The sequence below is a fragment of the Brevundimonas sp. AAP58 genome (genome assembly GCF_001295975.1).
In the GTDB taxonomy this organism is placed as follows: domain Bacteria; phylum Pseudomonadota; class Alphaproteobacteria; order Caulobacterales; family Caulobacteraceae; genus Brevundimonas.
The window spans coordinates 22,230-40,955 of the sequence record NZ_LJHU01000056.1 but is presented as its reverse complement, the minus strand read 5'-3'; the positions used below and the strand labels follow the sequence as shown (position 1 = coordinate 40,955).

23 protein-coding genes are annotated in these 18,726 nt (G+C 68.1%); 17 read left to right on the top strand and 6 right to left on the bottom strand.

Annotated elements, in window-relative coordinates; genetic code table 11:
- Window positions 1-25: 25 nt before the first annotated feature.
- Window positions 26-292 carry a hypothetical protein gene (locus IP78_RS07890; protein WP_156320330.1) on the top strand — a complete coding sequence of 89 codons (267 nt, stop codon included), beginning with the start codon at window positions 26-28 and terminating at the stop codon, window positions 290-292.
- Here IP78_RS07890 and IP78_RS07885 read toward each other — a convergent pair.
- The gene (locus IP78_RS07885; protein WP_054111143.1) at window positions 289-2,247 is read right to left on the bottom strand and encodes a M61 family metallopeptidase; all 1,959 of its coding nucleotides are present in this window, start codon (window positions 2,245-2,247) and stop codon (window positions 289-291) included. The genes IP78_RS07890 and IP78_RS07885 overlap by 4 nt on opposite strands.
- Window positions 2,248-2,415: 168 nt before the next feature.
- Here IP78_RS07885 and coaD point away from each other — a divergent pair, with 168 nt between their 5' ends.
- The 3 genes from coaD to IP78_RS07870 all read left to right on the top strand — a co-directional run bounded on the left by coaD (window position 2,416) and on the right by IP78_RS07870 (window position 4,783).
- Window positions 2,416-2,898: a pantetheine-phosphate adenylyltransferase gene (gene coaD, locus IP78_RS07880; protein ID WP_054111142.1), complete on the top strand. Its 483-nt coding sequence runs from the start codon at window positions 2,416-2,418 to the stop codon at window positions 2,896-2,898.
- Between the two features lie 16 nt (window positions 2,899-2,914).
- On the top strand, window positions 2,915-3,769 hold the full coding sequence (locus IP78_RS07875; protein ID WP_054111141.1) for a peptidylprolyl isomerase: 855 nt from the start codon (window positions 2,915-2,917) through the stop codon (window positions 3,767-3,769).
- Between the two features lie 183 nt (window positions 3,770-3,952).
- Window positions 3,953-4,783 (top strand): peptidylprolyl isomerase, encoded by an 831-nt coding sequence (locus tag IP78_RS07870; RefSeq protein ID WP_231680954.1) that lies wholly within the window; start codon window positions 3,953-3,955, stop codon window positions 4,781-4,783.
- On the opposite strand, the gene IP78_RS07865 is transcribed toward IP78_RS07870, so the two are convergent.
- Window positions 4,750-5,871, bottom strand: coding sequence for a Ppx/GppA phosphatase family protein (locus IP78_RS07865; RefSeq protein ID WP_054111139.1), 1,122 nt, complete (start codon window positions 5,869-5,871; stop codon window positions 4,750-4,752). The two genes, IP78_RS07870 and IP78_RS07865, sit on opposite strands and share 34 nt — an antisense overlap.
- 147 nt (window positions 5,872-6,018) lie before the next feature.
- Between IP78_RS07865 and hspQ the strand changes: the two genes are divergently transcribed.
- Together hspQ and phhA are read left to right on the top strand one after the other, a co-directional pair.
- Window positions 6,019-6,333, top strand: coding sequence for a heat shock protein HspQ (gene hspQ, locus IP78_RS07860; protein WP_054111138.1), 315 nt, complete (start codon window positions 6,019-6,021; stop codon window positions 6,331-6,333).
- 46 nt (window positions 6,334-6,379) lie between these two features.
- Entirely contained in the window at window positions 6,380-7,255 is an 876-nt protein-coding gene (phhA, locus tag IP78_RS07855; protein ID WP_054111137.1) for a phenylalanine 4-monooxygenase, read from the top strand.
- A gap of 16 nt (window positions 7,256-7,271) precedes the next feature.
- On the opposite strand, the gene astB is transcribed toward phhA, so the two are convergent.
- Genes astB through IP78_RS07835 form a run of 4 tightly spaced genes read right to left on the bottom strand, consistent with a single transcriptional unit; the run spans window position 7,272 to window position 12,334 of the window.
- A complete protein-coding gene (gene astB / locus IP78_RS07850) occupies window positions 7,272-8,606 on the bottom strand; it encodes an N-succinylarginine dihydrolase (protein ID WP_054111136.1) in 1,335 nt (444 codons plus the stop codon).
- The gene (astD, locus tag IP78_RS07845) at window positions 8,603-10,069 is read right to left on the bottom strand and encodes a succinylglutamate-semialdehyde dehydrogenase (RefSeq protein ID WP_054111135.1); all 1,467 of its coding nucleotides are present in this window, start codon (window positions 10,067-10,069) and stop codon (window positions 8,603-8,605) included. Before astD ends, astB begins: the two co-directional genes overlap by 4 nt.
- A 7-nt stretch (window positions 10,070-10,076) precedes the next feature.
- Entirely contained in the window at window positions 10,077-11,084 is a 1,008-nt protein-coding gene (locus IP78_RS07840) for an arginine N-succinyltransferase (RefSeq protein ID WP_054111134.1), read from the bottom strand.
- On the bottom strand, window positions 11,084-12,334 hold the full coding sequence (locus tag IP78_RS07835) for a hydrolase (protein ID WP_054111133.1): 1,251 nt from the start codon (window positions 12,332-12,334) through the stop codon (window positions 11,084-11,086). The genes IP78_RS07840 and IP78_RS07835 overlap by 1 nt, the downstream gene beginning before the upstream one ends.
- 150 nt (window positions 12,335-12,484) lie before the next feature.
- Here IP78_RS07835 and IP78_RS07830 point away from each other — a divergent pair, with 150 nt between their 5' ends.
- The 11 genes from IP78_RS07830 to rpmC all read left to right on the top strand — a co-directional run bounded on the left by IP78_RS07830 (window position 12,485) and on the right by rpmC (window position 18,725).
- Window positions 12,485-13,426: a GIN domain-containing protein gene (locus IP78_RS07830; RefSeq protein WP_054111132.1), complete on the top strand. Its 942-nt coding sequence runs from the start codon at window positions 12,485-12,487 to the stop codon at window positions 13,424-13,426.
- 357 nt (window positions 13,427-13,783) lie between these two features.
- Window positions 13,784-14,089 (top strand): 30S ribosomal protein S10, encoded by a 306-nt coding sequence (gene rpsJ / locus IP78_RS07825; RefSeq protein WP_003164367.1) that lies wholly within the window; start codon window positions 13,784-13,786, stop codon window positions 14,087-14,089.
- Between the two features lie 20 nt (window positions 14,090-14,109).
- A complete protein-coding gene (gene rplC / locus IP78_RS07820) occupies window positions 14,110-14,865 on the top strand; it encodes a 50S ribosomal protein L3 (protein WP_054111131.1) in 756 nt (251 codons plus the stop codon).
- Window positions 14,865-15,533, top strand: a complete 669-nt coding sequence (gene rplD / locus IP78_RS07815) for a 50S ribosomal protein L4 (protein WP_054111130.1) — start codon at window positions 14,865-14,867, stop codon at window positions 15,531-15,533. The genes rplC and rplD overlap by 1 nt, the downstream gene beginning before the upstream one ends.
- Window positions 15,533-15,835 carry a 50S ribosomal protein L23 gene (locus IP78_RS07810; RefSeq protein ID WP_054111129.1) on the top strand — a complete coding sequence of 101 codons (303 nt, stop codon included), beginning with the start codon at window positions 15,533-15,535 and terminating at the stop codon, window positions 15,833-15,835. Before rplD ends, IP78_RS07810 begins: the two co-directional genes overlap by 1 nt.
- 4 nt (window positions 15,836-15,839) lie before the next feature.
- Entirely contained in the window at window positions 15,840-16,673 is an 834-nt protein-coding gene (rplB, locus tag IP78_RS07805; protein WP_054111128.1) for a 50S ribosomal protein L2, read from the top strand.
- Between the two features lie 2 nt (window positions 16,674-16,675).
- Window positions 16,676-16,954 carry a 30S ribosomal protein S19 gene (rpsS, locus tag IP78_RS07800; RefSeq protein ID WP_029417709.1) on the top strand — a complete coding sequence of 93 codons (279 nt, stop codon included), beginning with the start codon at window positions 16,676-16,678 and terminating at the stop codon, window positions 16,952-16,954.
- A 1-nt stretch (window position 16,955) separates the two neighbouring features.
- Window positions 16,956-17,336 carry a 50S ribosomal protein L22 gene (rplV, locus tag IP78_RS07795; RefSeq protein ID WP_035294470.1) on the top strand — a complete coding sequence of 127 codons (381 nt, stop codon included), beginning with the start codon at window positions 16,956-16,958 and terminating at the stop codon, window positions 17,334-17,336.
- Window positions 17,336-18,085 (top strand): 30S ribosomal protein S3, encoded by a 750-nt coding sequence (rpsC, locus tag IP78_RS07790; RefSeq protein ID WP_054111127.1) that lies wholly within the window; start codon window positions 17,336-17,338, stop codon window positions 18,083-18,085. The genes rplV and rpsC overlap by 1 nt, the downstream gene beginning before the upstream one ends.
- A 5-nt stretch (window positions 18,086-18,090) precedes the next feature.
- Complete coding sequence (gene rplP, locus IP78_RS07785) at window positions 18,091-18,531, top strand: 50S ribosomal protein L16 (protein ID WP_054111126.1); 441 nt, start codon at window positions 18,091-18,093, stop codon at window positions 18,529-18,531.
- Window positions 18,531-18,725, top strand: coding sequence for a 50S ribosomal protein L29 (gene rpmC, locus IP78_RS07780; RefSeq protein WP_029417715.1), 195 nt, complete (start codon window positions 18,531-18,533; stop codon window positions 18,723-18,725). Before rplP ends, rpmC begins: the two co-directional genes overlap by 1 nt.
- Window position 18,726 lies beyond the last annotated feature (1 nt).

The following is an 18,726-nucleotide window of genomic DNA, read 5'->3' as shown; positions in this document are numbered from 1 at the left end:
TTCACCGCCCAGCCCCGACTTGCCGATGACGGGCGCCAAGGCGCGCGAGATCATCGGCGATTTGCCGTTGCCCTGCGTCGAACTCGCCTCGCTGAAGGCGGATATGCTCACCTGCGCTGAGCGCGTCGGCGGCGCCGCCGACCACGAGGGGTTGCGGACGGAACTGCGCGACCTGCGGTGGACACTGCAGTCCCTGCCTGCCGACGAGGCGGCGTCGCGGTGCTCGGCTCTGACGAATGAACTGCGGACGCAGCCCAAGCCTCAAGCCTGCTGGAATCTCGGCAACGGCTAGCGCCGCCGCGCCGTCAGGATGTCGCCGATGCGGTCGCGGGTGCCCTCGATCCGCTCCAGGCGGGGGTAGCGCAGGCCATCGTGGTACGCGAGTTCGACGGTGCGGACGCGCTGGCCGTTGCGCAGCGTCAGGCGGATGGGGTCGGTCCCGCCCTTGGCGGCGGTGACGGCCTCGCGCAGAGCCTCGGCGCTGCCCGCGCGGTCGCCGACGGCGAGCAGGTCCCAACCCGCGCCGATGCCGGCCTCGAACAGGGGGCCGCCCCAGCGGATGGCGGTGATGCGGTTGTTGGCACCGCTCAGCGAGAAGCCCAGCGAATAGCGGAAGTCCGAACCCCAGTTGGAATAGACCGCCTTCTCGTCGGCGTTCGGTTCCTCGACATAGACCAGGCGGTAGCCACCGCGCTCGAGGCCATCCAGCGGGGCCTGGGCGTCCGGGCCGTCGGCGTCCAGACGATCCCGCAGGAAGGTGGCCCAGTCGTAGGGCTCGACCGCATTGAGCGCCGCGACGACGTCGTCGAAGGTGTAGCCGCGCGGGGTCCAGTCGCCGTCCGAGCCCTCCGGCGAGAAGAAGGTGCGAGCGAAGTCGTCCAGCGAGCGGCGGTCGCCGGACCGCTCGCGGATCAGGGTGTCGACGTCCAGCCAGATCAGGGCCGCTTCGTCATAGTAGTCGCCCGTGCCGCGCATCCAGGACGTCCACTGGCCGGGCACGCGATAGCCGAGCAGATTGTGGTTGTTGACGTCCTGGAGATTGCGCCAGCGGCGGCCGGGCTGGTTCTGATAAAAGGCCGCGCGGTCGGCGATCAGAATGAGCGCCTGGGCCTTGGTGTGCAGGCCGGTGCGGGCCGAGAGCACGTCGCCCCAGTATTCGGTCTGGCCCTCATAGACCCACATCAGGCTGTTTTCGGTCGGCACATTGTAGTTCGCGGTCAGTTCGTCGGCGGGCCGCATGAACTTGCCGTTCCAGGAGTGGACGTATTCGTGCGGCAGCAGGGCGCGCCGTCCGGCATGACTGTTCCACGAAGTGAAGAAGTTCGGGGCGTGGGTATTCTCGGAACTCCGATGATGCTCGAGCCCGATGCCGCCCATCTGGTTGGTCAGGCCCAGCAGGAAGTCGTAGCGGTCGAAATGGCGTGACCCGAACAGGCGATCAGCCTGGGTGATGAGGTTTTCGTAATAGCCGATCTGCTCGGGCGTGGCGGCGAGGTTGGCGGCCTCGTCGGCGACGATGTTGAGGTAGACGTCGTCGCCTTCGGGATCGATCTCGACCTGGCGATAGTGGAGGCCCGCGAACATCGGACTGTCGGCCAGGGTGTAGAGATCGACGGGCTCAAAGGTCGCGAGGCCATCCTCGAACGAGGTGGTGCGCAGCGACACGCCGTAGTTCCAGCCGTCGGGCAGGCGCACCGACGGGGCGAAGGTGATGCCGGTGGAGGCGTAGCCAGCCGGATAGAGCAGCGCCTTCTCGAACTGCAGATTCATCATGCGCGGCGTCATGACCACGCGCCAGTTCGCGTTGTCGGACTGGGTCAGCCACTGGAAGGAGACCTCCAGCTCGCTGGCACCGGCGGGGATGTCGATGTGGAAGGCATAGGGATCGACGGAGTCACGACGCCAGTCGATCTCCTGGCCATTGGCGACCACCGTCAGCCCGCCGAGCAACTGAATTGGGCCGGAAACGGCGTGGTTGCCGGGCAGATACTTGGGATAGAGCAGGGTGATGCGGCTGCCCGAGACCGGGATCACCTGGCGAACCGAGACGATGTGGCGGTCGTAGTCGGTCGCATCGACCTCGTAGCGAATGACGCCGGGATAGGTCGGGTTGGTCGGTGCCGGGATCGGGGGACTGTCCGGGAAACCGCCGATGTTGGGCGTGGTCGGCGTCGCCGTCTGGGCAAGGGCCGGGCCCGCAGCGAGCAGAAGGGCGGCGAAGCAGGCGGAGGCGGCGAGACGCGACATTGGGACACCGAGACAACGAAGGGGAGGGGAGATCACGACGCAGAGATCGACGGGTCAAGGGGTTGGCGATGTTCTGTCAAAAGGGGGCGAAGATCGGTCCCGATGCAGAGTATGCAAGACGCCCGCCTCATCGACTGCTAGTCAGCCAGGAGTCGGAGAGGAATCGCCATGCGCGTGGGGCTATATCCCGGCACCTTTGATCCGGTCACCAACGGCCACATGGACATCATCGGCCGGGCTGTGAAGCTGGTCGATCGTCTTGTGATCGGCGTGGCCCAGAATGACGACAAGGGTCCCTTGTTCTCGACTGCCGAGCGGGTCGAGATGGTGCGTGCCGAGGTCGTCCGGCTGAACGCCGACATCCAGGTCCAGCCCTTTTCGACGCTTCTGATGCATTTCGCTGAGAGCCTGAACGCCAACGTCATCGTGCGCGGCCTGCGCGCGGTCGCCGACTTCGAGTACGAGTTCCAGATGACGGCGATGAACCAGCGCCTCAATGACGACATCGAGACGGTCTTTCTGATGGCCGATCCGCGTCACCAGGCCATCGCCTCGCGACTGGTCAAGGAGATCGCCCGGCTGGACGGATCGATCGACAGTTTCGTCAGCCCCGCCGTGGCCGCCGCCGTGCGTGCCAGGGTGAAACCCTAATTTCGGATACCCTCGCTTGAAGATCGCCTTCGCCCTTGCTGCCGCCCTGACGCTTCTTCCGCTCGCCGCCGCCGGACAGTCCGCGCCAGTGCCAGCCGCCTCGGACTGGCGCACGGTCACGCCCGAGAACCTGCTCGTTATCGATACCTCCAAGGGGCGCATCCTGGTCGAGCTGGAGCCGCGGGCGGCCCCGCGCCACGCCGAGCGCATCCGCACCCTGGCCGACCAGGGGTTCTACGACGGCCACAAGTTCCATCGGGTTCTGACCGGCTTCATGGCCCAGACCGGTGATCCTCTGGGCACCGGTGCCGGCGGGTCCGAACTGCCCGACGTGGCCGCCGAGTTCACCTTCCGCCGGGGCCGGGATGCGGGCTTCGCGCCGGTCGAGGGCGGGATTGCCAATGGCCTGTCTGGACTGGTCGGCACCCTGCCTGTTCAGACCCAGCCAGACGCCCAGATGATGGTCACCTCGGACTTCCGCGTCGATGCGAACGGCCTGTTCTGCACCGGCGTGCTGGGCATGGCGCGATCGGGTGACCCGAACAGCGCCAACAGCCAGTTCTTCCTGATGATGGCTCCCAACGGCATCCTGAACGGTCAGTACACGGCGTTCGGCCGCATCCTTCAGGGCCTCGACGTCGTCCAGTCGCTCAAGGCCGGGCCCGAGGCCGAGGACGGCCGCGTCGCCGAGGATCCCGACATCATGACCCGGGTCCGCACCGCCGCCGCCCTGCCGGAGGGCGAGCGCCTGACGGCCCGCGTCCTCGACGCCCGCTCCGCCGCCTTCCAGGCCCGCGCTGCCGAGATCCGCGCGGCCCGGGGCTCCCAGTTCAGCATCTGCGACCTCGAGCCGGTTGTGGAGATTTCCTAGCTCCTCCGCTCATCCCGGCGGAAGCCGGGACCCAGTCCTTAAGTGAGGCACGGCATCATGGGTCAATGTTTCGCATCGCTAGAAAAGTCTTCGCCCAAAGCACTGGGTCCCGGCTTCCGCCGGGATGAGCGGAAAGGGATTTTGGTCGGCATCGTTCTCGCTTGCGCGGGGATCGTCTCCCCCGTGTTCGCCCAAGACGCCCCCGCGACTTCCACCCCCGCCGCATCCGACTGGCGCGCGGTGTCGCCCGAGAACCTTCTGGTCATCGACACCAACCGGGGCCGCATCCTCGTGGAGATGGCGCCGGAGGCCGCGCCGCTGCATGTCGAGCGGATGCGGGTGCTGGCGCGGCGAGCTTTCTTCGACGGCATCGTCTTTCACCGCGTCATCGACCTGTTCATGGCCCAGACCGGCGATCCGCTCGGCAACGGGGAGGGCCAGAGCCCCTATCCGGACCTGACCGCCGAGTTCACCTTCCGTCGGGGCCCCGAGACGCCCTTCACTCCTGTCGCCGAACCGGCCGGGTCCATGCTGGGCTTCATGAACAGCCTGCCCATCCAGACCCAGCCGACGGCGCTCATGCCCACGACCGCTGACGGCAAGGTTCACGGCTGGGGCACCTACTGCCCCGGCGTCGCCGGCATGGCGCGCGGCGATGCGCCCGATAGCGCGAACAGCCAGTTCTTCCTGATGCGCCAGCCCTATCCGGCGCTGGACAAGCGCTACACCATCTGGGGCCGCGTGGTGTCAGGGCTGGACGTCGTGCGCGCCATCAAGACCGGCGACCCCGCCAACAACGGCATGGTACCATCCGAACCCGACATCATGACCCGCGTTCGCGTGGCCGTGGATCTGCCGGTCGAGGAGCGGCCGGTCGTCCAGGTGCTGGATACCGGCTCGGCCACCTTCCGCACCCTGGCTGAAGCCGCGCGGCAGGCGAGGGGGGCCGACTTCTCGATCTGCGATATCGACCTGCCGGTTCAGGTCTCCGGGCCGCCCGCGCCGGCCGCCTGAGGCCGACCCCGACCGCGGCCCCGCCGACGACGGGTGGCCTTCTTCGCCGCCCGCATCTGCTGGAGCAGCAGGCCCTCGCGCAGGCCCCGGTCAGCCACGCGCACGCGCTCGCTGGGCCAGGCGCGCTGGACGGCTTCCAGGATGGCGGCGCCCGCCAGTACCAGATCGGCGCGGTCCGGTCCGATGCAGGCCTCGTCGGCCCGACCCTTGGGGCCGAGTGCCTTGAGTTTCGCCGCCGCGGCCTCGCAGTCGGCCCGGGTCATCCACAGACCGTCGACCAGATCGCGCTGATAGCGACGCAGGTTAAGGTGGACACCGGCCAGCGAGGTGATGGCCCCCGACGTACCGACCAGATGGCCCTTCCTGTCGGCGAACAGTCGCCGGAACTCGGCGTCCTCGAACCCTCCCGCGGTCAGCGCCGCGCTCATGTCGCCCACCATGGCCTCGAACCAGGCGTCGCCCGCGTCTTGTGGCTCGGGATGACGCTCGGCCAGGGTGACGACGCCCAGTGGCGCCGACATCCAGCCGACAGTCTTCATCTCGCCGTCGGAGCGCCGCAGCCAGGACAGTTCAGTGGAGCCGCCGCCGACGTCGATGACCAGCACGGCCTCGGCCCTGGGGTCGATCAGGTTCAGGCAGCCCTCGACCGACAGGCGCGCCTCTTCGACCGGATCGATGATGCGCAGCCGCAGACCGGTGCCCTTGCGAACCCGCTCGATGAACTCCGCCCCATTCTCGGCCTGGCGGCAGGCCTGGGTTGCGACGGCGCTCAACCGGGCGGACTCAACGCCGCGTCTCATCACGCGCTCGGCGCAGAGACCGAGCGCCTCATAGGCTCGGTCCATGGCGGCAGGATCCAGCCGGCCGGTCCGCGAAAGACCTTCGCCCAGGCGCACGATGCGGCTGAAACTATCGACCACGCGAAAGCCATCCCGCGCCGGTCGCGCGATCAGCAGGCGGCAGTTGTTGGTCCCCAGATCAAGCGCGCCATAGGCCGGGCCGTCGCGTCCCGACGCGCCCCCGCCATGCGCCCGCTGGACCCGGGACCGTCCGTCGCGGCCTCGCGGCGCGCCGTCGGGTTCCGGCATGGGCCGAACTTTCTTATGGGCGCAACCGAGACGGGCACCCGTCCCGATCACCCTAGCCCCGCCTGGCCGCCATCGCCAAGCCCACCTGTCAGGAAGATGAACGAGCGCGACGGACAAGGCTCAGAGGCCAGGGAGCAGTGTGGTGCCATGACCCAGCTTCGTTCCGCCAAGTTCGCCCTCGGCCAGATTGTCCGGCACCGCGACGCCGCCTTCCGAGGCGTGGTCGTCGACGTCGACGCCGCCTATGCCGGACCGGCGCATGAGCCCGGCCCGGACCAGCGGGATCAGCCCTTCTATCGCGTGCTGGCGATGGGCGTGGACGCGGGATTCCTGGTCTACGCCGCCGAGGCGGTGCTGGAACATGATCCGGAAGTCGCGGACCTGACCGAGGCCGAACAGGCGCAGTGGTTCACGATGGACGCCGATGGCCATCGTGCGCCGAGGAGCCAGCCGATCCATTGAGCCGGGCGGCGGCCCCGCCTAGATTGCGTGCTCAAGGGAGTTCGCCATGTCCGATTTCGAGCACGTCTTCGAGACCCCGCCGGAAGGCGCGGCCGCCGACTGGACGATCTCGCAGAACTGGCGCGCCTATACTGAGGTCGAGCACGACACCTGGGACACCCTCTATGCCCGCCAGATGAAGATCCTGCCGGGCCGCGCTTGCGACGCCTTCCTGAAAGGGCTGCAGGCTTTGGATCTGAACACCGGCGGCATTCCCGACTTCGCCCTGATGAACCCCAAGCTCAAGGCGCTGACCGGCTGGACGGTGGTCTGCGTGCCCGGCCTGGTGCCTGACGATGTCTTCTTCGACCACCTGGCCAACCGCCGGTTCCCTTCGGGCCAGTTCATCCGCAAGCCCGATCAGCTCGATTATCTGCAGGAACCCGACATCTTCCACGACGTGTTCGGCCATGTGCCGATGCTGACCGATCCGACGTTCGCCGATTACATGCAGGCCTACGGCAAGGGCGGGCAGAGGGCCCAGTCGCTGGGCATGCTCAAGAATCTCGCGCGGCTCTACTGGTACACTGTCGAGTTCGGCCTGCTGGAGGATACGGACGGTCTGCGCATCTATGGGGCCGGCATCGTGTCGTCGGCGTCCGAGAGCGTCTTCGCCCTAGAGGACCCGTCGCCCAACCGGATCGCCTTCGATCTGGAGCGGATCATGCGCACCGATTACCGCATCGACGACTTCCAGCAGGTCTATTTCGTGGTGCCCTCGATCGAAGCCCTCAATGACGCGACCTATGAGGATTTCGGTCCCATCTATGAGCGGCTGAGGGACAAGACGTCGATCCCGGTGGACGCCATCGAACCCTATGACCGCCTGATCACCCGCGGCACCCAGGCCTACGCCCGGAAGGGCGGACGGTTCGCGGCGTAATGAGACGACATCGCGATCAGGGTCTTTGAAACGGATAGAAGCCCGAGCCCAGGCCGATCAATCCAGTCAACTCATCCAGTGCAGCCCGGCTCTCGTCGATCAGGGCCGGATCGGTGAGGTCGGAGGGGGTCAGACGGTCGCGGTAGTGGCGCTCGGCCCAGGCGGACAGGCGGGTGTGCAGGTTGTCCGTCAGGCGCATCGCCGGATTGGTCGCGGCCAGTTCTACCTCGGTCAGGACGACGCGCAGGCGCAAACAGGCGGGGCCGCCGCCGTTGCGCATCGACTGGCGAACGTCGACGTATTCGACGCGGCCGATGGGGCCGTTGGAGGCGACCAGGGATTGGGCCACCGCGTGGCTGCGCGGGTTGTCGCGGGTCTCGGTCGGGCAGATCAGGGTGAGGCGATCTTCTCCCGGCAGGCTGACCAGCATGGAGTTGAACAGATAGCTCGAGATGGCGTCGGACAGCGGCAGGTCGGCGGAGGAGACCTCGACAAAGATGGGGTCGAAGCCTTGCGCGGCCTGGCGGATGGCGGCGTGGGTTCCGGCGGTGTCCTCGAAGGCCAGGTCGTGGTGGAACAGGGTGTCCAGCGCGCCGACGCAGACGACGTCGTTGTGGAAGGTGCCGCCGGCGATGGCGGCGCGGGATTGCTGGGCCAGTACCGCGCCGGACGCGCCGTGGCGGCGGGCGGCGGCTTCGGAGGCCTGGCGCGTCTGGCGGGCGGGGTAGGGGCCGTCCCAGGCTTCGAAGGCGTCGCGGCCCCAGACGAGCAGGTTGACGCCAGGCGCTCCATGCTCGGCGCACAGGCGGACATGGTTAGCTGCGCCTTCGTCCGCGAGATGGGCGACCGGCGACAGGGCGTCGTGGACGGCGAAATGGGCGGGGTCGGGGAACAGGGCGTTCAGCGACCGCATCGTCTGGGCGTGCTCCAGGCTGCGGTGCAGGTTGGTGACCAGGTTGGCGGGGGTGAAGTGGACGCGGCCGTCGGCGCTGTCGGCGCTGGGCGTGACGGTCGCGGCGTTGGCGGCCCACATGGGGCTGGCCGAGCAGGCGGCGGCGGCGAAACTGGGGGCGTCCTTCCAGGCGCGTTCCAGCACCGCGGCGTCCGAACCGGTGAAGCCGAGACTGCGCAAGAAGGGGATGTTCGGCCGCTCGTGCGGTGGGAGAACGAACTGGGGCAGGCCCAGGTCCGCGAGCCGCTTCATCTTGTCGAGGCCCTGCAGGACCGCCGCGCGCGGGTTGGACGCCTCGCCCTTGTTCAGGCTGGAGGCGAGGTTGCCGGGGCTGAGGCCTGCGTAGGAATGCGTCGGCCCGATCAGGCCGTCGGCGTTGGCTTCGACGGCGGGGGTCACGACCTCAGCCCCTTGATCTCGGCCTCGATGTTCCGGACCGTTCCGGCCTCGAAACTGGCGACCGGATAGGCGCAGTAGTCGGCGGCGTAATAGGCGCTCGGCCGATGGTTGCCGCTGGCCCCCAGACCGCCGAAGGGCATGTCGCCGGCCGCGCCGGTCGTCGGGCGGTTGAAGTTGACCACGCCCGCGCGGATGCGGCGGATGAAGCGGTCCCAGTTGGCCGGGTCGTCCGAGACCAGGCCGGCGGACAGGCCGTAGCGGGTGGCGTTGGCCTGCGCGATCGCATCATCGAACGATGCGACGCGGGTCACCGACAAGAAGGGGGCGAACATCTCCTCGTCCGGAACGTCGACGCCGGTGACGTCGAGGATGGCGGGCCGGACGAAGGCGGCGGGTAGGTTGTCCACGGGGCCGGAGGCTCGGATGACCTTTGCGCCCAGGCCGATGCGCTGCTGGAGCGCGGACAGCGCCTGTTCGGCCGCGCGCTTGGAGATCAGGGGGCCGCCGTAAGGCTCGGGCGTCGAGTCCCACGGGGCGAAGATCAGCCGGTCAACGAGGCCGTCGATGGCGGCGATGACCGCGTCTCCGGCAGCGCCCTGCGGCACGATCAGGCGTCGGGCGCAGCTGCATCGCTGGCCTGTGGTGACGAAGGCGGACTGGACGACGAGACCCGCGACGGCCTCGGCATCCGCGGCGTCCCAGACGACCAGCGGATTGTTACCGCCCAGCTCCAGCGCCAGGATCACGTGCGGATCGTCCGCGAACTTGCGCCGGAAGTGCGCGCCCGCCGCGCCCGAGCCGGTGAACATCAGGGCGTCGATGGGCTGGTCCAGCAACGCGGCCCCGACGTCACGCCCGCCCTGGACGAGGTTGAAGACGCCCGCCGGCAGGTCGGCCTCCTCCAGGCATTCCGCGATGAGCTGGCCCGCGTGCGGCGTCTCCTCGGACGGCTTGAACACCACCGTGTCGCCGGCCAGCAAGGCCGGGACGATGTGGCCGTTGGGCAGATGGCCGGGGAAGTTGAACGGCCCCAGCACGGCCGCCACGCCGTGCGGCCGATGGCGCAGGGTGGCGTGGCCGAAGGCGGTCTCGGAGGTGCGCTCGCCGGTGCGCTCGTCATAGGCGCGGATGGAGATGTCGACCTTGCCGGCCATGGAGCCCAGCTCGGCGGTGGTCTCCCACAGGGCCTTGCCGGTCTCTCTGGAGATGGCCTCGGCGAAGGCCGGAGCGCGGGCCTTGAGCGCGGCCTGATAGCGCTTCATCGCCGCGATCCGCTCGTCGCGCGGACGGTCGGCCCAGTCGGGGAAGGCGGCGCGGGCGGCGGCGACAGCCTGTCCGACCTGATCGGTCGAGGCCTCATTGCCGCGCCAGACCCGTGCCTCCGTCGCAGGGTCGAAGGAGGCGAAGCCGTCGCCGCGTCCCTCGGTCCATCGGCCGTCGATGTAGAGCTTGCCGTCCGTCATGGGGTTCTCACGTCTTGACCCGCGCGACCTCGCCGTCGCCGAGCTTGAGCGCGTCCGCGACCTCGGGGGTCAGGCGCACGGTTTCGCCTTCGATCTGGGCCTTGGCCCGAACCGCGCGGAAGGCGGAGACGCTGTCGGTCGAAATCAGGGCGGGCAGTTCGGCGTCGACGTCCTCGCTGACGCGGACGGTCAGCCGACGGGCATCGCGGACGGTGCGGATGTGGTCGCGCTGGCATGACACGGTCGGCCCCGCGTCGAAGATGTCGACAAGGCCGTTGGGTCGGAAGCCCTCGGATTCCAGCAGCGCCATGGCCGCCACGCCCTGCGGATGCACCTTGCCGATCACCGCGCGGGCGGGCTCGGGCAGGAGGTCGACGTAGATCGGGTGACGCGGGGCCAGGTCGAGGATGAACTGTTTGTCCGTGGAGCCCGTCATCAGGTCGGCCTCGTCGAACTCCATCGGAAAGAACTTGTGGGCGACATGGTCCCAGAAGGGGCAGGCGCCGTCGGGCGTGAAGACGCCGCGCAGCTCGGCCAGCACCATCTCGGCGAACAAGTCAGGCTCGGCACCGATGAGCATGTAGCGTGACTGGCTGAGCAGACGGCCCGCGCCGCCCTTGCGCCGATCCGCCTTGAGGAACAGCGATCCGACCTCAGTCCAGCCCGTGCATTCGTTGACGATCTGCAGCGTCTGGTGGTCCAGCCGGATGTTCAGCGACGGCGACTGCGCCGCCTGGTTCACGAGCCGGAACGAGAAGAAGGGTCGCTTCAGGCCCACCGCCGCCTTGACCGAAGCGATGCCGTCGACGTCGCCCGTGTCGGTCTCTTCCATCATAAGGGTGTACCAGCGGTCCTGGGGGGCGAGGACGCCACCGAAGCTGTCGCGACTGATGTCGAGGCGCTCAACCAGCTGGTCGGGGTCCTCGGGCAGGCTGGTGAAGCCGGGGCCGGACAGGATGGCCAGTTCCAGGAGATGATCCAGGTCGGCAGGACCGGCGGGGCGGACGACAAGCATCAGAGGGTCTCCATGCGGAGACGCTTGAGGGCGAGTGCGTCGATCTCGCCGGACGCGATCTTGCACAGCATAAGGAGCGACAGCTGCGCCCGCTCCACGAAGCTGTCGGGCCAGGCGAACTCCTGCGGCGAATGGATAAGGCCGCCCCGGACGCCCAGGGTGTCGATGTTGGGCAGGCCGGCCGCGTGCAGGTTGTTGCCCTCGCAAACGCCGCCAGAGGGCGACCAGGCGATGGTCTGGCCGAGCAGGGCCCCGGTCTGGCGGACGGCCTCGAACAACGCGGTCTGGGCCGCGTCCATGGGCTTGGGCGGACGGGTGAAGCCGCCGTGCAGCGCCAAGGCCAGCCCCTCGAAGGGCGGGGAGGCGGCAATCTCGTCGATCGCAGCCTTGATCCAGTCGGCCGACGCCTGGTCCGGCACGCGCACATTGAAGCGGACGACGGCGTTGTCGGCCACGACGTTCAGCGCCCCGCCGCCCGAGATGCGCGCGACGTTGACGGTCACGCCTTCCCGCTGGCCGTTCAACGCATGCAGAGCCGCCGCGACCATGGCGGCCCCGGCGACGGCGTTGCGGCCCTCATTGAAGGCGCGGCCGGCGTGGGCCGCCTTGCCGGAGACGATCAGATGGAAGTTGCCGCTGCCCTTGCGTGCGCCTGCAAGCGTCCCGTCGGCCAGGGCGGGTTCATAGGTCATGCCCACATGGCCTTGCGCCCCGAGCTCGGCCAGCAGAGGGGCGGAGGCGGGCGAGCCGATCTCCTCGTCCGGCGACAGAAGGACGGTCCAGCCGACGCGGTCCTTGTCCGGATGGGTCTCGAAGGCTTCCAGCGCGCCGAGCATCACCGAGATACCGCCTTTCATGTCGGCGATACCGGGGCCGTTCAAGGCACCGTCCGGACGCGGCGTCACGGCCTGGAAGGCGCTGTCGGCCGGGTAGACGGTGTCATAGTGGCCGGTCAGCACGACCTGGATCGGTGCCTCGGGCCGGGCCGTGATCTTTAGGGCGTCGGCGCGCGCCTGCGGCCTAACGGATCCGTCATCTCCGACCGTGGAGAAGCCCAGCGTCGGGACGCGCGCCACATCGGCGGGCAGCCTAAAGGCCTCGACCTCCAGCAGGGCCAGGGTCGCTTCCAGCCCCTCGGCGTGGTCGCTGCCGGAGTTGACGTTCGCCCAGGCGATCGCGCGGTCGACAAGGACCGCGCCCCCCCGCCCGACCAGGTCGAGGGCGGCATGATCCTGCTCTAGAATCCGCATGGATCGCTTCTAGCCCTGCGCGTGGCAAAGGTGAACCCCACGGACGCGGCGGAGGGGCTCTCGATTAATTCGAGGTCATGACGTCGAGTTAAAATGACTTCCGCAGCCGCCAGGATCAGGTTCTGCTCATCGCTTGGAGGAGCAGAACCCATGAAGACCACCCTGGCCCTGACCGCCGTCTCAACCGCCCTGGCGGCGACCTTCGTCTTCGCCGCCGCGCCCGTGAAGGCGCAGGAAACCGAAGTCCGCGTCCGTCACGCCGCCGCGCGCATGGTGGTGATCGTCGAGGACCGGTCCGACATCGCCGTCGAGATCGAGCCCGGATCGTCGGGACTGCCCACCCCGACCGTCACCCGAGTCGGCAACGAGGTCCGCATCGACGGCAACCTCGGCCGCCGCGCTTTCCGCAACTGCCGCGGCGGATCAAGCGATGCCCGTCAGCCGGGGGAGGGCGCCTCCGTCGAGATCCGGGACCGCGGCACAATACAACTATCCGCCGCGCCCTTGATCGTCGTGCGCACGCCGCCTCGGGTCGACGTTTCGACTGAGAACGCCGCCGTCTTTGGTGCGGTCGGCCGCGGCGCAACCTCGATCGAACTGTCCAGCGGCGGTTGCGGCGACTGGACCGTGGCCAACACCGCCGGGACGATGGATCTCGCTGTCGGCGGGTCCGGAAACATGCGGGCCGGGACCTCCGGTCGGCTCGAGGCGGCCATCGGCGGCTCGGGCACAATCACAGCGGGGGCGACCGGTGACCTGGACGCCTCCATCGGCGGCTCGGGCACGGTGATCGTCGCTGCGGTGACCGGCTCGGTGGACGCGGCCATCGGCGGCTCCGGCGACATCCGCATTAACGGCGGTCGACCGACCTCGATCGACGCCTCCATCGGCGGTTCGGGCGACATCCATGTCCAGGGCGACGCCGGTTCGTTGGACGCCTCCATCGCGGGCGGCGGCGACATCACCGTCACCGGCACGGTCTCGAGCCTGGACGCCAGCCTGGTCGGCGGTGGCAACGTCAACGTCGGCCGGGTGACCGGCTCGGTGTCCCAGTCCGTGATGGGCGGAGGACGCGTGCGCATCGGCGGCTGATCCCCCACCCAGCCCGCCGAACACGGAGACGGCCCGGGAGCGTGGAACCCCCCGGGCCGTCTTTTTATTTCCTGGCTCTCGGGAACGTTCGCCCGCTTGACGAAAGCGGAATCGGCGGTCATAAGCCGCCCCTCTTGTTGGACCGGCTGTGCAGTTCGCTGCAGACGCGGTTCGCAGGAACGACCTGAGTTACCGTTCTTTGCAGCGACTTAGGACTCCAACGGCCTTCGCGGGCGACCGCGTGGGCCGATCGTTTTTGCGAAACGTGCGTACCCTGACGGGGTTTCCCCGAAAGGCTCCGGTCTTTGAAATGGTTCACAGGGACGCAGGTTCGCCTGCTTGGGAATAGCTACCGATATGGATCAAAGCATCCGCATCAGGCTCAAGGCCTTCGATCACCGCGTCCTCGACTTTTCGACGCGCGAGATCGTCAACACCGCCAAGCGCACGGGCGCGACCGTTCGGGGTCCGATCCCGCTGCCGACCCTGATCGAAAAGTTCACCGTGAACCGCTCGCCGCACGTCGACAAGAAGTCGCGCGAGCAGTTTGAAATCCGCACGCACAAGCGTGTCCTCGATATCGTCGACCCCACCCCGCAGACCGTGGACGCGCTGATGAAGCTCGACCTGTCCGCCGGCGTGGACGTCGAGATCAAGATTTAAAGTAGAGAAGGCGGGATCCGATGCGCACGGGCGTGATCGCCAAGAAGCTGGGCATGACCCGCGTGTTCGCCGATGACGGCGCGCACGTTCCGGTCACTGTGCTTCAACTCGACGACTGTCAGGTCGTCGGCCAACGCACCCAAGAGCGGGACGGCTACGTCGCCCTGCAGCTGGGCGCCGGGGCCAAGAAGGCCAAGAACACCAACAAGGCCCAGCGCGAAACCTTCGCCAAGGCCGAGGTGGAGCCCAAGCACGTGGTTATGGAGTTCCGCGTGTCGGAAGACGCCATGATCGACGTCGGCGCGACCCTGTCGGCGGACCACTTCGTGGCCGGCCAGAAGGTCGACATCCAGGGCGAGACCATCGGCAAGGGCTTCGCCGGCGCCATGAAGCGCTGGAACTTCGGCGGCCTGCGCGCCACCCACGGCGTTTCGGTCTCGCACCGTTCGCACGGTTCGACGGGTAACCGTCAGGACCCGGGCCGCACCTTCCCCGGCAAGAAGATGGCCGGTCACCTGGGGGTCGAGACGATCACCACCCAGAACCTGACCGTCGTGAAGGTCGACGCCGAGCGCGGCCTGATCATGGTCAAGGGTGCCGTCCCCGGCCACGAAGGCTCGTGGGTCAAGGTCCGCGACGCCCACAAGAAGCCGTTCGACGGCGTGCCCTTCCCGGGCTCGTTCAAGACCAAGGGCTCGGCCGCTGCCGCCGCCCCGGCCGAAACGCCTGCCGAAGAGCCGGCCTCGGTCGAAGCCAATGAGGGCGGTGAAGCCTGATGAAACTCTCGGTCATCAAACTCGACGGCAAGGCCGCCGGTGACGTGGAACTGTCGGACGCCGTCTTCGGCATCTCCGACATCCGCGGCGACCTGCTGGCCCGCTACGTCAACTGGCAGCTGGCCAAGCGCCGCGCCGGCACCCACAAGGTCCAGACCCGGAACGAGAACTCTCGCACCGGCAAGAAGATGTACAAGCAGAAGGGCACCGGCGGCGCTCGTCACGGCTCGCGTCGTGCGCCCCAGTTCGTCGGCGGCTCGCGCGCCTTCGGCCCGGTCGTCCGCGACCACGGCTTCGACCTGCCCAAGAAGGTCCGCGCGCTCGCCCTGCGTCACGCCCTCTCGGCCAAGGCCAAGGCCGGCGACCTGGTCGTCGTCGACGCCCTGACCGTCAAGGACCCGAAGACCTCGGCTCTGCGCGAGACCTTCGGCAAGCTCGGCTGGACCAAGACGCTGATCATCGCCGGCCCGGAAGTGGATGAGAAGTTCGCGCTCGCTTCGCGCAACATCCCGCACATCCACGTGCTGCCGAACGCCGGCCTGAACGTCTACGACATCCTGCGCGCCGACAAGCTGGTGCTGAGCAAGGCCGCCGTCGACGCCATCGAAGCCCGCTACGCCGACCACAAGCTGTCGCGTCGCGAACAAGCCGAGAAGGACGCCGCGTAATGGCCGCCCAACCCACCGCCAAGCACTACGACACGATCCTCTCGCCGATCATCACCGAGAAGGCGACGATCCTGTCCGAGCAGAACAAGGTCGTCTTCCGCGTCGCCGACACGGCCACCAAGGACGAGATCGCCGCGGCGGTCGAAAGCCTGTTCAAGGTCAACGTCCTGAAGGTCAACACCCTGGTCCAGAAGGGCAAGACCAAGCGCTTCCGGGGCATCATGGGCCGCCGGGTCGACATCAAAAAAGCGATCGTGACGCTGGCCGACGGCCAGTCGATCGACGTCACCACGGGGCTCTGATCCGATGGCCTTGAAGACCTACAATCCGACCTCGCCGGGCCGTCGCGCCCTGGTGCTGATCGACCGTTCGGAACTGCACAAGGGCCGTCCGGAAAAGTCGCTGACCGAAGGCCTGACCAAGTCGGGCGGCCGGGGGCAGGGGGGCCGCGTGGCCGTCCGCTTCCGTGGCGGCGGCGCCAAGACCCTGTACCGCAAGATCGACTTCAAGCGCCGCAAGTTCGCCGAGGCGACCGTCGAGCGCCTGGAGTACGACCCCAACCGGACCGCCTTCATCGCGCTGATCACCTATGCTGACGGCGAGAAGGCCTACATCATCGCGCCGCAGCGCCTGAAGGCCGGCGACACGATCGTGGCCGGCGAGAAGGTCGACGTGAAGCCGGGCAACGCCATGCCGCTGCGCTCGATCCCGGTCGGCACGATTATCCACAACGTCGAGATGAAGCCGGGCAAGGGCGCCCAGCTGGCCCGTTCGGCCGGTGCCTACGCCCAGCTGGTCGGCCGCGACCAGGGCTACGCCCAGATCCGCCTCGGCTCGGGCGAGCTGCGCATGGTTCTGGACGGCTGCATGGCCACGGTGGGCGCGGTGTCGAACCCCGACCACATGAACCAGAACCTCGGCAAGGCCGGTCGCGTCCGTCACATGGGCTGGCGTCCGCACGTCCGCGGCGTCGCCATGAACCCGATCGACCACCCGCACGGTGGTGGTGAAGGTCGGACCTCGGGCGGCCGCACGCCGGTCACGCCGTGGGGCAAGGACACCAAGGGCACCCGCACCCGCAAGAACAAGGCCACGGACAAGTTCATCATCCGTAGCCGCCACGTGAAGAAGGCTCGCTAAAGATGGCCCGTTCCTCCTGGAAAGGCCCGTTCGTCGACGGGTATCTGCTCAAGAAGGCCGACGCCGTTCAGACGTCGGGCCGCAAGGACGTGATCAAGACCTGGTCGCGCCGCTCCACCATCCTGCCGCAGTTCGTGGGCCTGACGTTCGGTGTCCACAACGGCCAGAAGCACGTCCCCGTGCACGTCAACGAGGACATGGTCGGCATGAAGCTGGGCGAGTTCGCCCCGACCCGCAACTTCCCCGGCCACGCCGCGGACAAGAAGGCGAAGCGGAAGTAAGATGGCCCAGACCAAGAATCCCCGCCGCGTCGGACAGACCGAGGCCCGCGCCAAGCTGGTCAATGTCCGTATCAGCCCGCAGAAGCTGAACCTGGTGGCCGCCTCGATCCGCGGCCTGCCGGTGCAGAAGGCTCTCAACGAGCTGGAGTTCAGCCGCAAGCGCATCGCGACCGACGTCCGCAAGGTGCTCTACAGCGCCGTCTCGAACGCCGAGAACAACCACAACCTCGACATCGACAACCTGGTCGTCGCCGAGGCGTTCGTGGGCAAGAACCTGGTGATGAAGCGCTTCGCGAGCCGTGCTCGCGGTCGTTCGTCGCGCATCCTGAAACCGTTCAGCGAGATCACCATCGTGGTCCGCGAAGCCGGCGAGGCCGCCTGATGGGTCAGAAAATCAATCCGATCGGTTTCCGCCTCGGCGTGAACCGCACCTGGGACAGCCGCTGGTTCGCCGGCGGGGCCGACTACGCCCGTCTGCTGCACCAGGACCTGAAGCTGCGTACGTGGCTGAAGGAACGCCTGAACGCCGCCGGCGTGTCGCGCATCATCATCGAGCGCCCGCACAAGAAGTGCCGCGTGACGATCTACGCCGCCCGTCCGGGTGTCGTGATCGGCAAGAAGGGCGCCGACATCGAGAAGCTGCGCAAGGACATCGCGGCCCAGACCGAGGGCGAGGTTCACCTGAACATCGTCGAGGTCAGGAAGCCCGAGACCGACGCACAGCTGATCGCCGAGAACATCGCCCAGCAGCTGGAACGCCGCATCGCCTTCCGTCGCGCCATGAAGCGCGCGATGCAGTCGGCCATGCGCCTGGGCGCCAAGGGCGTCCGGATCAACGTGTCGGGCCGTCTCGGCGGCGCGGAAATCGCGCGGATGGAGTGGTATCGCGAAGGTCGCGTGCCGTTGCACACGCTCCGCGCCGACATCGACTACGGCTTCATCGAGGCCAAGACGACCTACGGCATCATCGGCGTAAAGGTCTGGGTGTTCAAAGGCGAAGTGCTCGAGCACGACCCGATGGCCCAGGACAAGCGCTGGGCCGCCGAGGCCGCCGGCCCGTCTTCCAACGAAGGCCGCGAACGCGGCCCGCGCCGCGATGACCGCGGCGGCCGTCGTGGCCGTGAGGGCTAAGGACCATGCTGCAGCCTAAGAAAACCAAGTACCGCAAGGCCTTCAAGGGCCGGATCCACGGCGCCGCCAAGGGCGGTTTCTCGCTGAACTTCGGCTCCTACGGGCTGAAGACGCTGGAGCCGGAACGCATCACCGCGCGTCAGATCGAGGCGGCTCGCCGCGCGATCACTCGCCAGATGAAGCGTCAGGGCCGCGTGTGGATCCGCGTGTTCCCCGACCTGCCGGTCACCGGCAAGCCGGCGGAAGTCCGGATGGGCAAGGGCAAGGGCGCCGTGGACCACTGGGCCGCGCGTTGCCACCCGGGCCGCATCCTGTTCGAAATCGACGGCGTGGCCGACGACATCGCCCGTGAGGCGCTGCGTCTCGGCGCCGCCAAGCTGCCCGTGCGCACCAAGGTGGTCACCCGCCTCGACGCCGGCGTGGCGCATACGGAGGCCGCCGCCTGATGACCAAGATCGCCGATCTCCGCTCCCAGACGACGGACCAGCTGGGCGACCAGCTGCTGTCGCTCAAGAAGGAGCAGTTCAACCTGCGTTTCCAGGCGGCCACCGGCCAGCTGGAGAAGACGCATCGCGTTTCGGAAGTCCGCAAGGACATCGCCCGGATCTCCACGCTGCTGCGTGAGAAGAAGGCTTCGTAAG

Coding starts and splice junctions, on each gene's coding strand:
- rpsC (WP_054111127.1), top strand. CDS start 17,336: ATGGGTCAGAAAATCAATCCGATCGGTTTCCGCCTCGGCGTGAACCGC.
- IP78_RS07835 (WP_054111133.1), bottom strand. CDS start 12,334: ATGCGGATTCTAGAGCAGGATCATGCCGCCCTCGACCTGGTCGGGCGG.
- IP78_RS07890 (WP_156320330.1), top strand. CDS start 26: ATGACGGGCGCCAAGGCGCGCGAGATCATCGGCGATTTGCCGTTGCCC.
- IP78_RS07885 (WP_054111143.1), bottom strand. CDS start 2,247: ATGTCGCGTCTCGCCGCCTCCGCCTGCTTCGCCGCCCTTCTGCTCGCT.
- coaD (WP_054111142.1), top strand. CDS start 2,416: ATGCGCGTGGGGCTATATCCCGGCACCTTTGATCCGGTCACCAACGGC.
- rplP (WP_054111126.1), top strand. CDS start 18,091: ATGCTGCAGCCTAAGAAAACCAAGTACCGCAAGGCCTTCAAGGGCCGG.
- rplD (WP_054111130.1), top strand. CDS start 14,865: ATGAAACTCTCGGTCATCAAACTCGACGGCAAGGCCGCCGGTGACGTG.
- IP78_RS07810 (WP_054111129.1), top strand. CDS start 15,533: ATGGCCGCCCAACCCACCGCCAAGCACTACGACACGATCCTCTCGCCG.
- rpsS (WP_029417709.1), top strand. CDS start 16,676: ATGGCCCGTTCCTCCTGGAAAGGCCCGTTCGTCGACGGGTATCTGCTC.
- rpsJ (WP_003164367.1), top strand. CDS start 13,784: ATGGATCAAAGCATCCGCATCAGGCTCAAGGCCTTCGATCACCGCGTC.
- IP78_RS07830 (WP_054111132.1), top strand. CDS start 12,485: ATGAAGACCACCCTGGCCCTGACCGCCGTCTCAACCGCCCTGGCGGCG.
- phhA (WP_054111137.1), top strand. CDS start 6,380: ATGTCCGATTTCGAGCACGTCTTCGAGACCCCGCCGGAAGGCGCGGCC.
- hspQ (WP_054111138.1), top strand. CDS start 6,019: ATGACCCAGCTTCGTTCCGCCAAGTTCGCCCTCGGCCAGATTGTCCGG.
- IP78_RS07840 (WP_054111134.1), bottom strand. CDS start 11,084: ATGCTTGTCGTCCGCCCCGCCGGTCCTGCCGACCTGGATCATCTCCTG.
- rpmC (WP_029417715.1), top strand. CDS start 18,531: ATGACCAAGATCGCCGATCTCCGCTCCCAGACGACGGACCAGCTGGGC.
- rplB (WP_054111128.1), top strand. CDS start 15,840: ATGGCCTTGAAGACCTACAATCCGACCTCGCCGGGCCGTCGCGCCCTG.
- astD (WP_054111135.1), bottom strand. CDS start 10,069: ATGACGGACGGCAAGCTCTACATCGACGGCCGATGGACCGAGGGACGC.
- IP78_RS07865 (WP_054111139.1), bottom strand. CDS start 5,871: ATGCCGGAACCCGACGGCGCGCCGCGAGGCCGCGACGGACGGTCCCGG.
- rplV (WP_035294470.1), top strand. CDS start 16,956: ATGGCCCAGACCAAGAATCCCCGCCGCGTCGGACAGACCGAGGCCCGC.
- rplC (WP_054111131.1), top strand. CDS start 14,110: ATGCGCACGGGCGTGATCGCCAAGAAGCTGGGCATGACCCGCGTGTTC.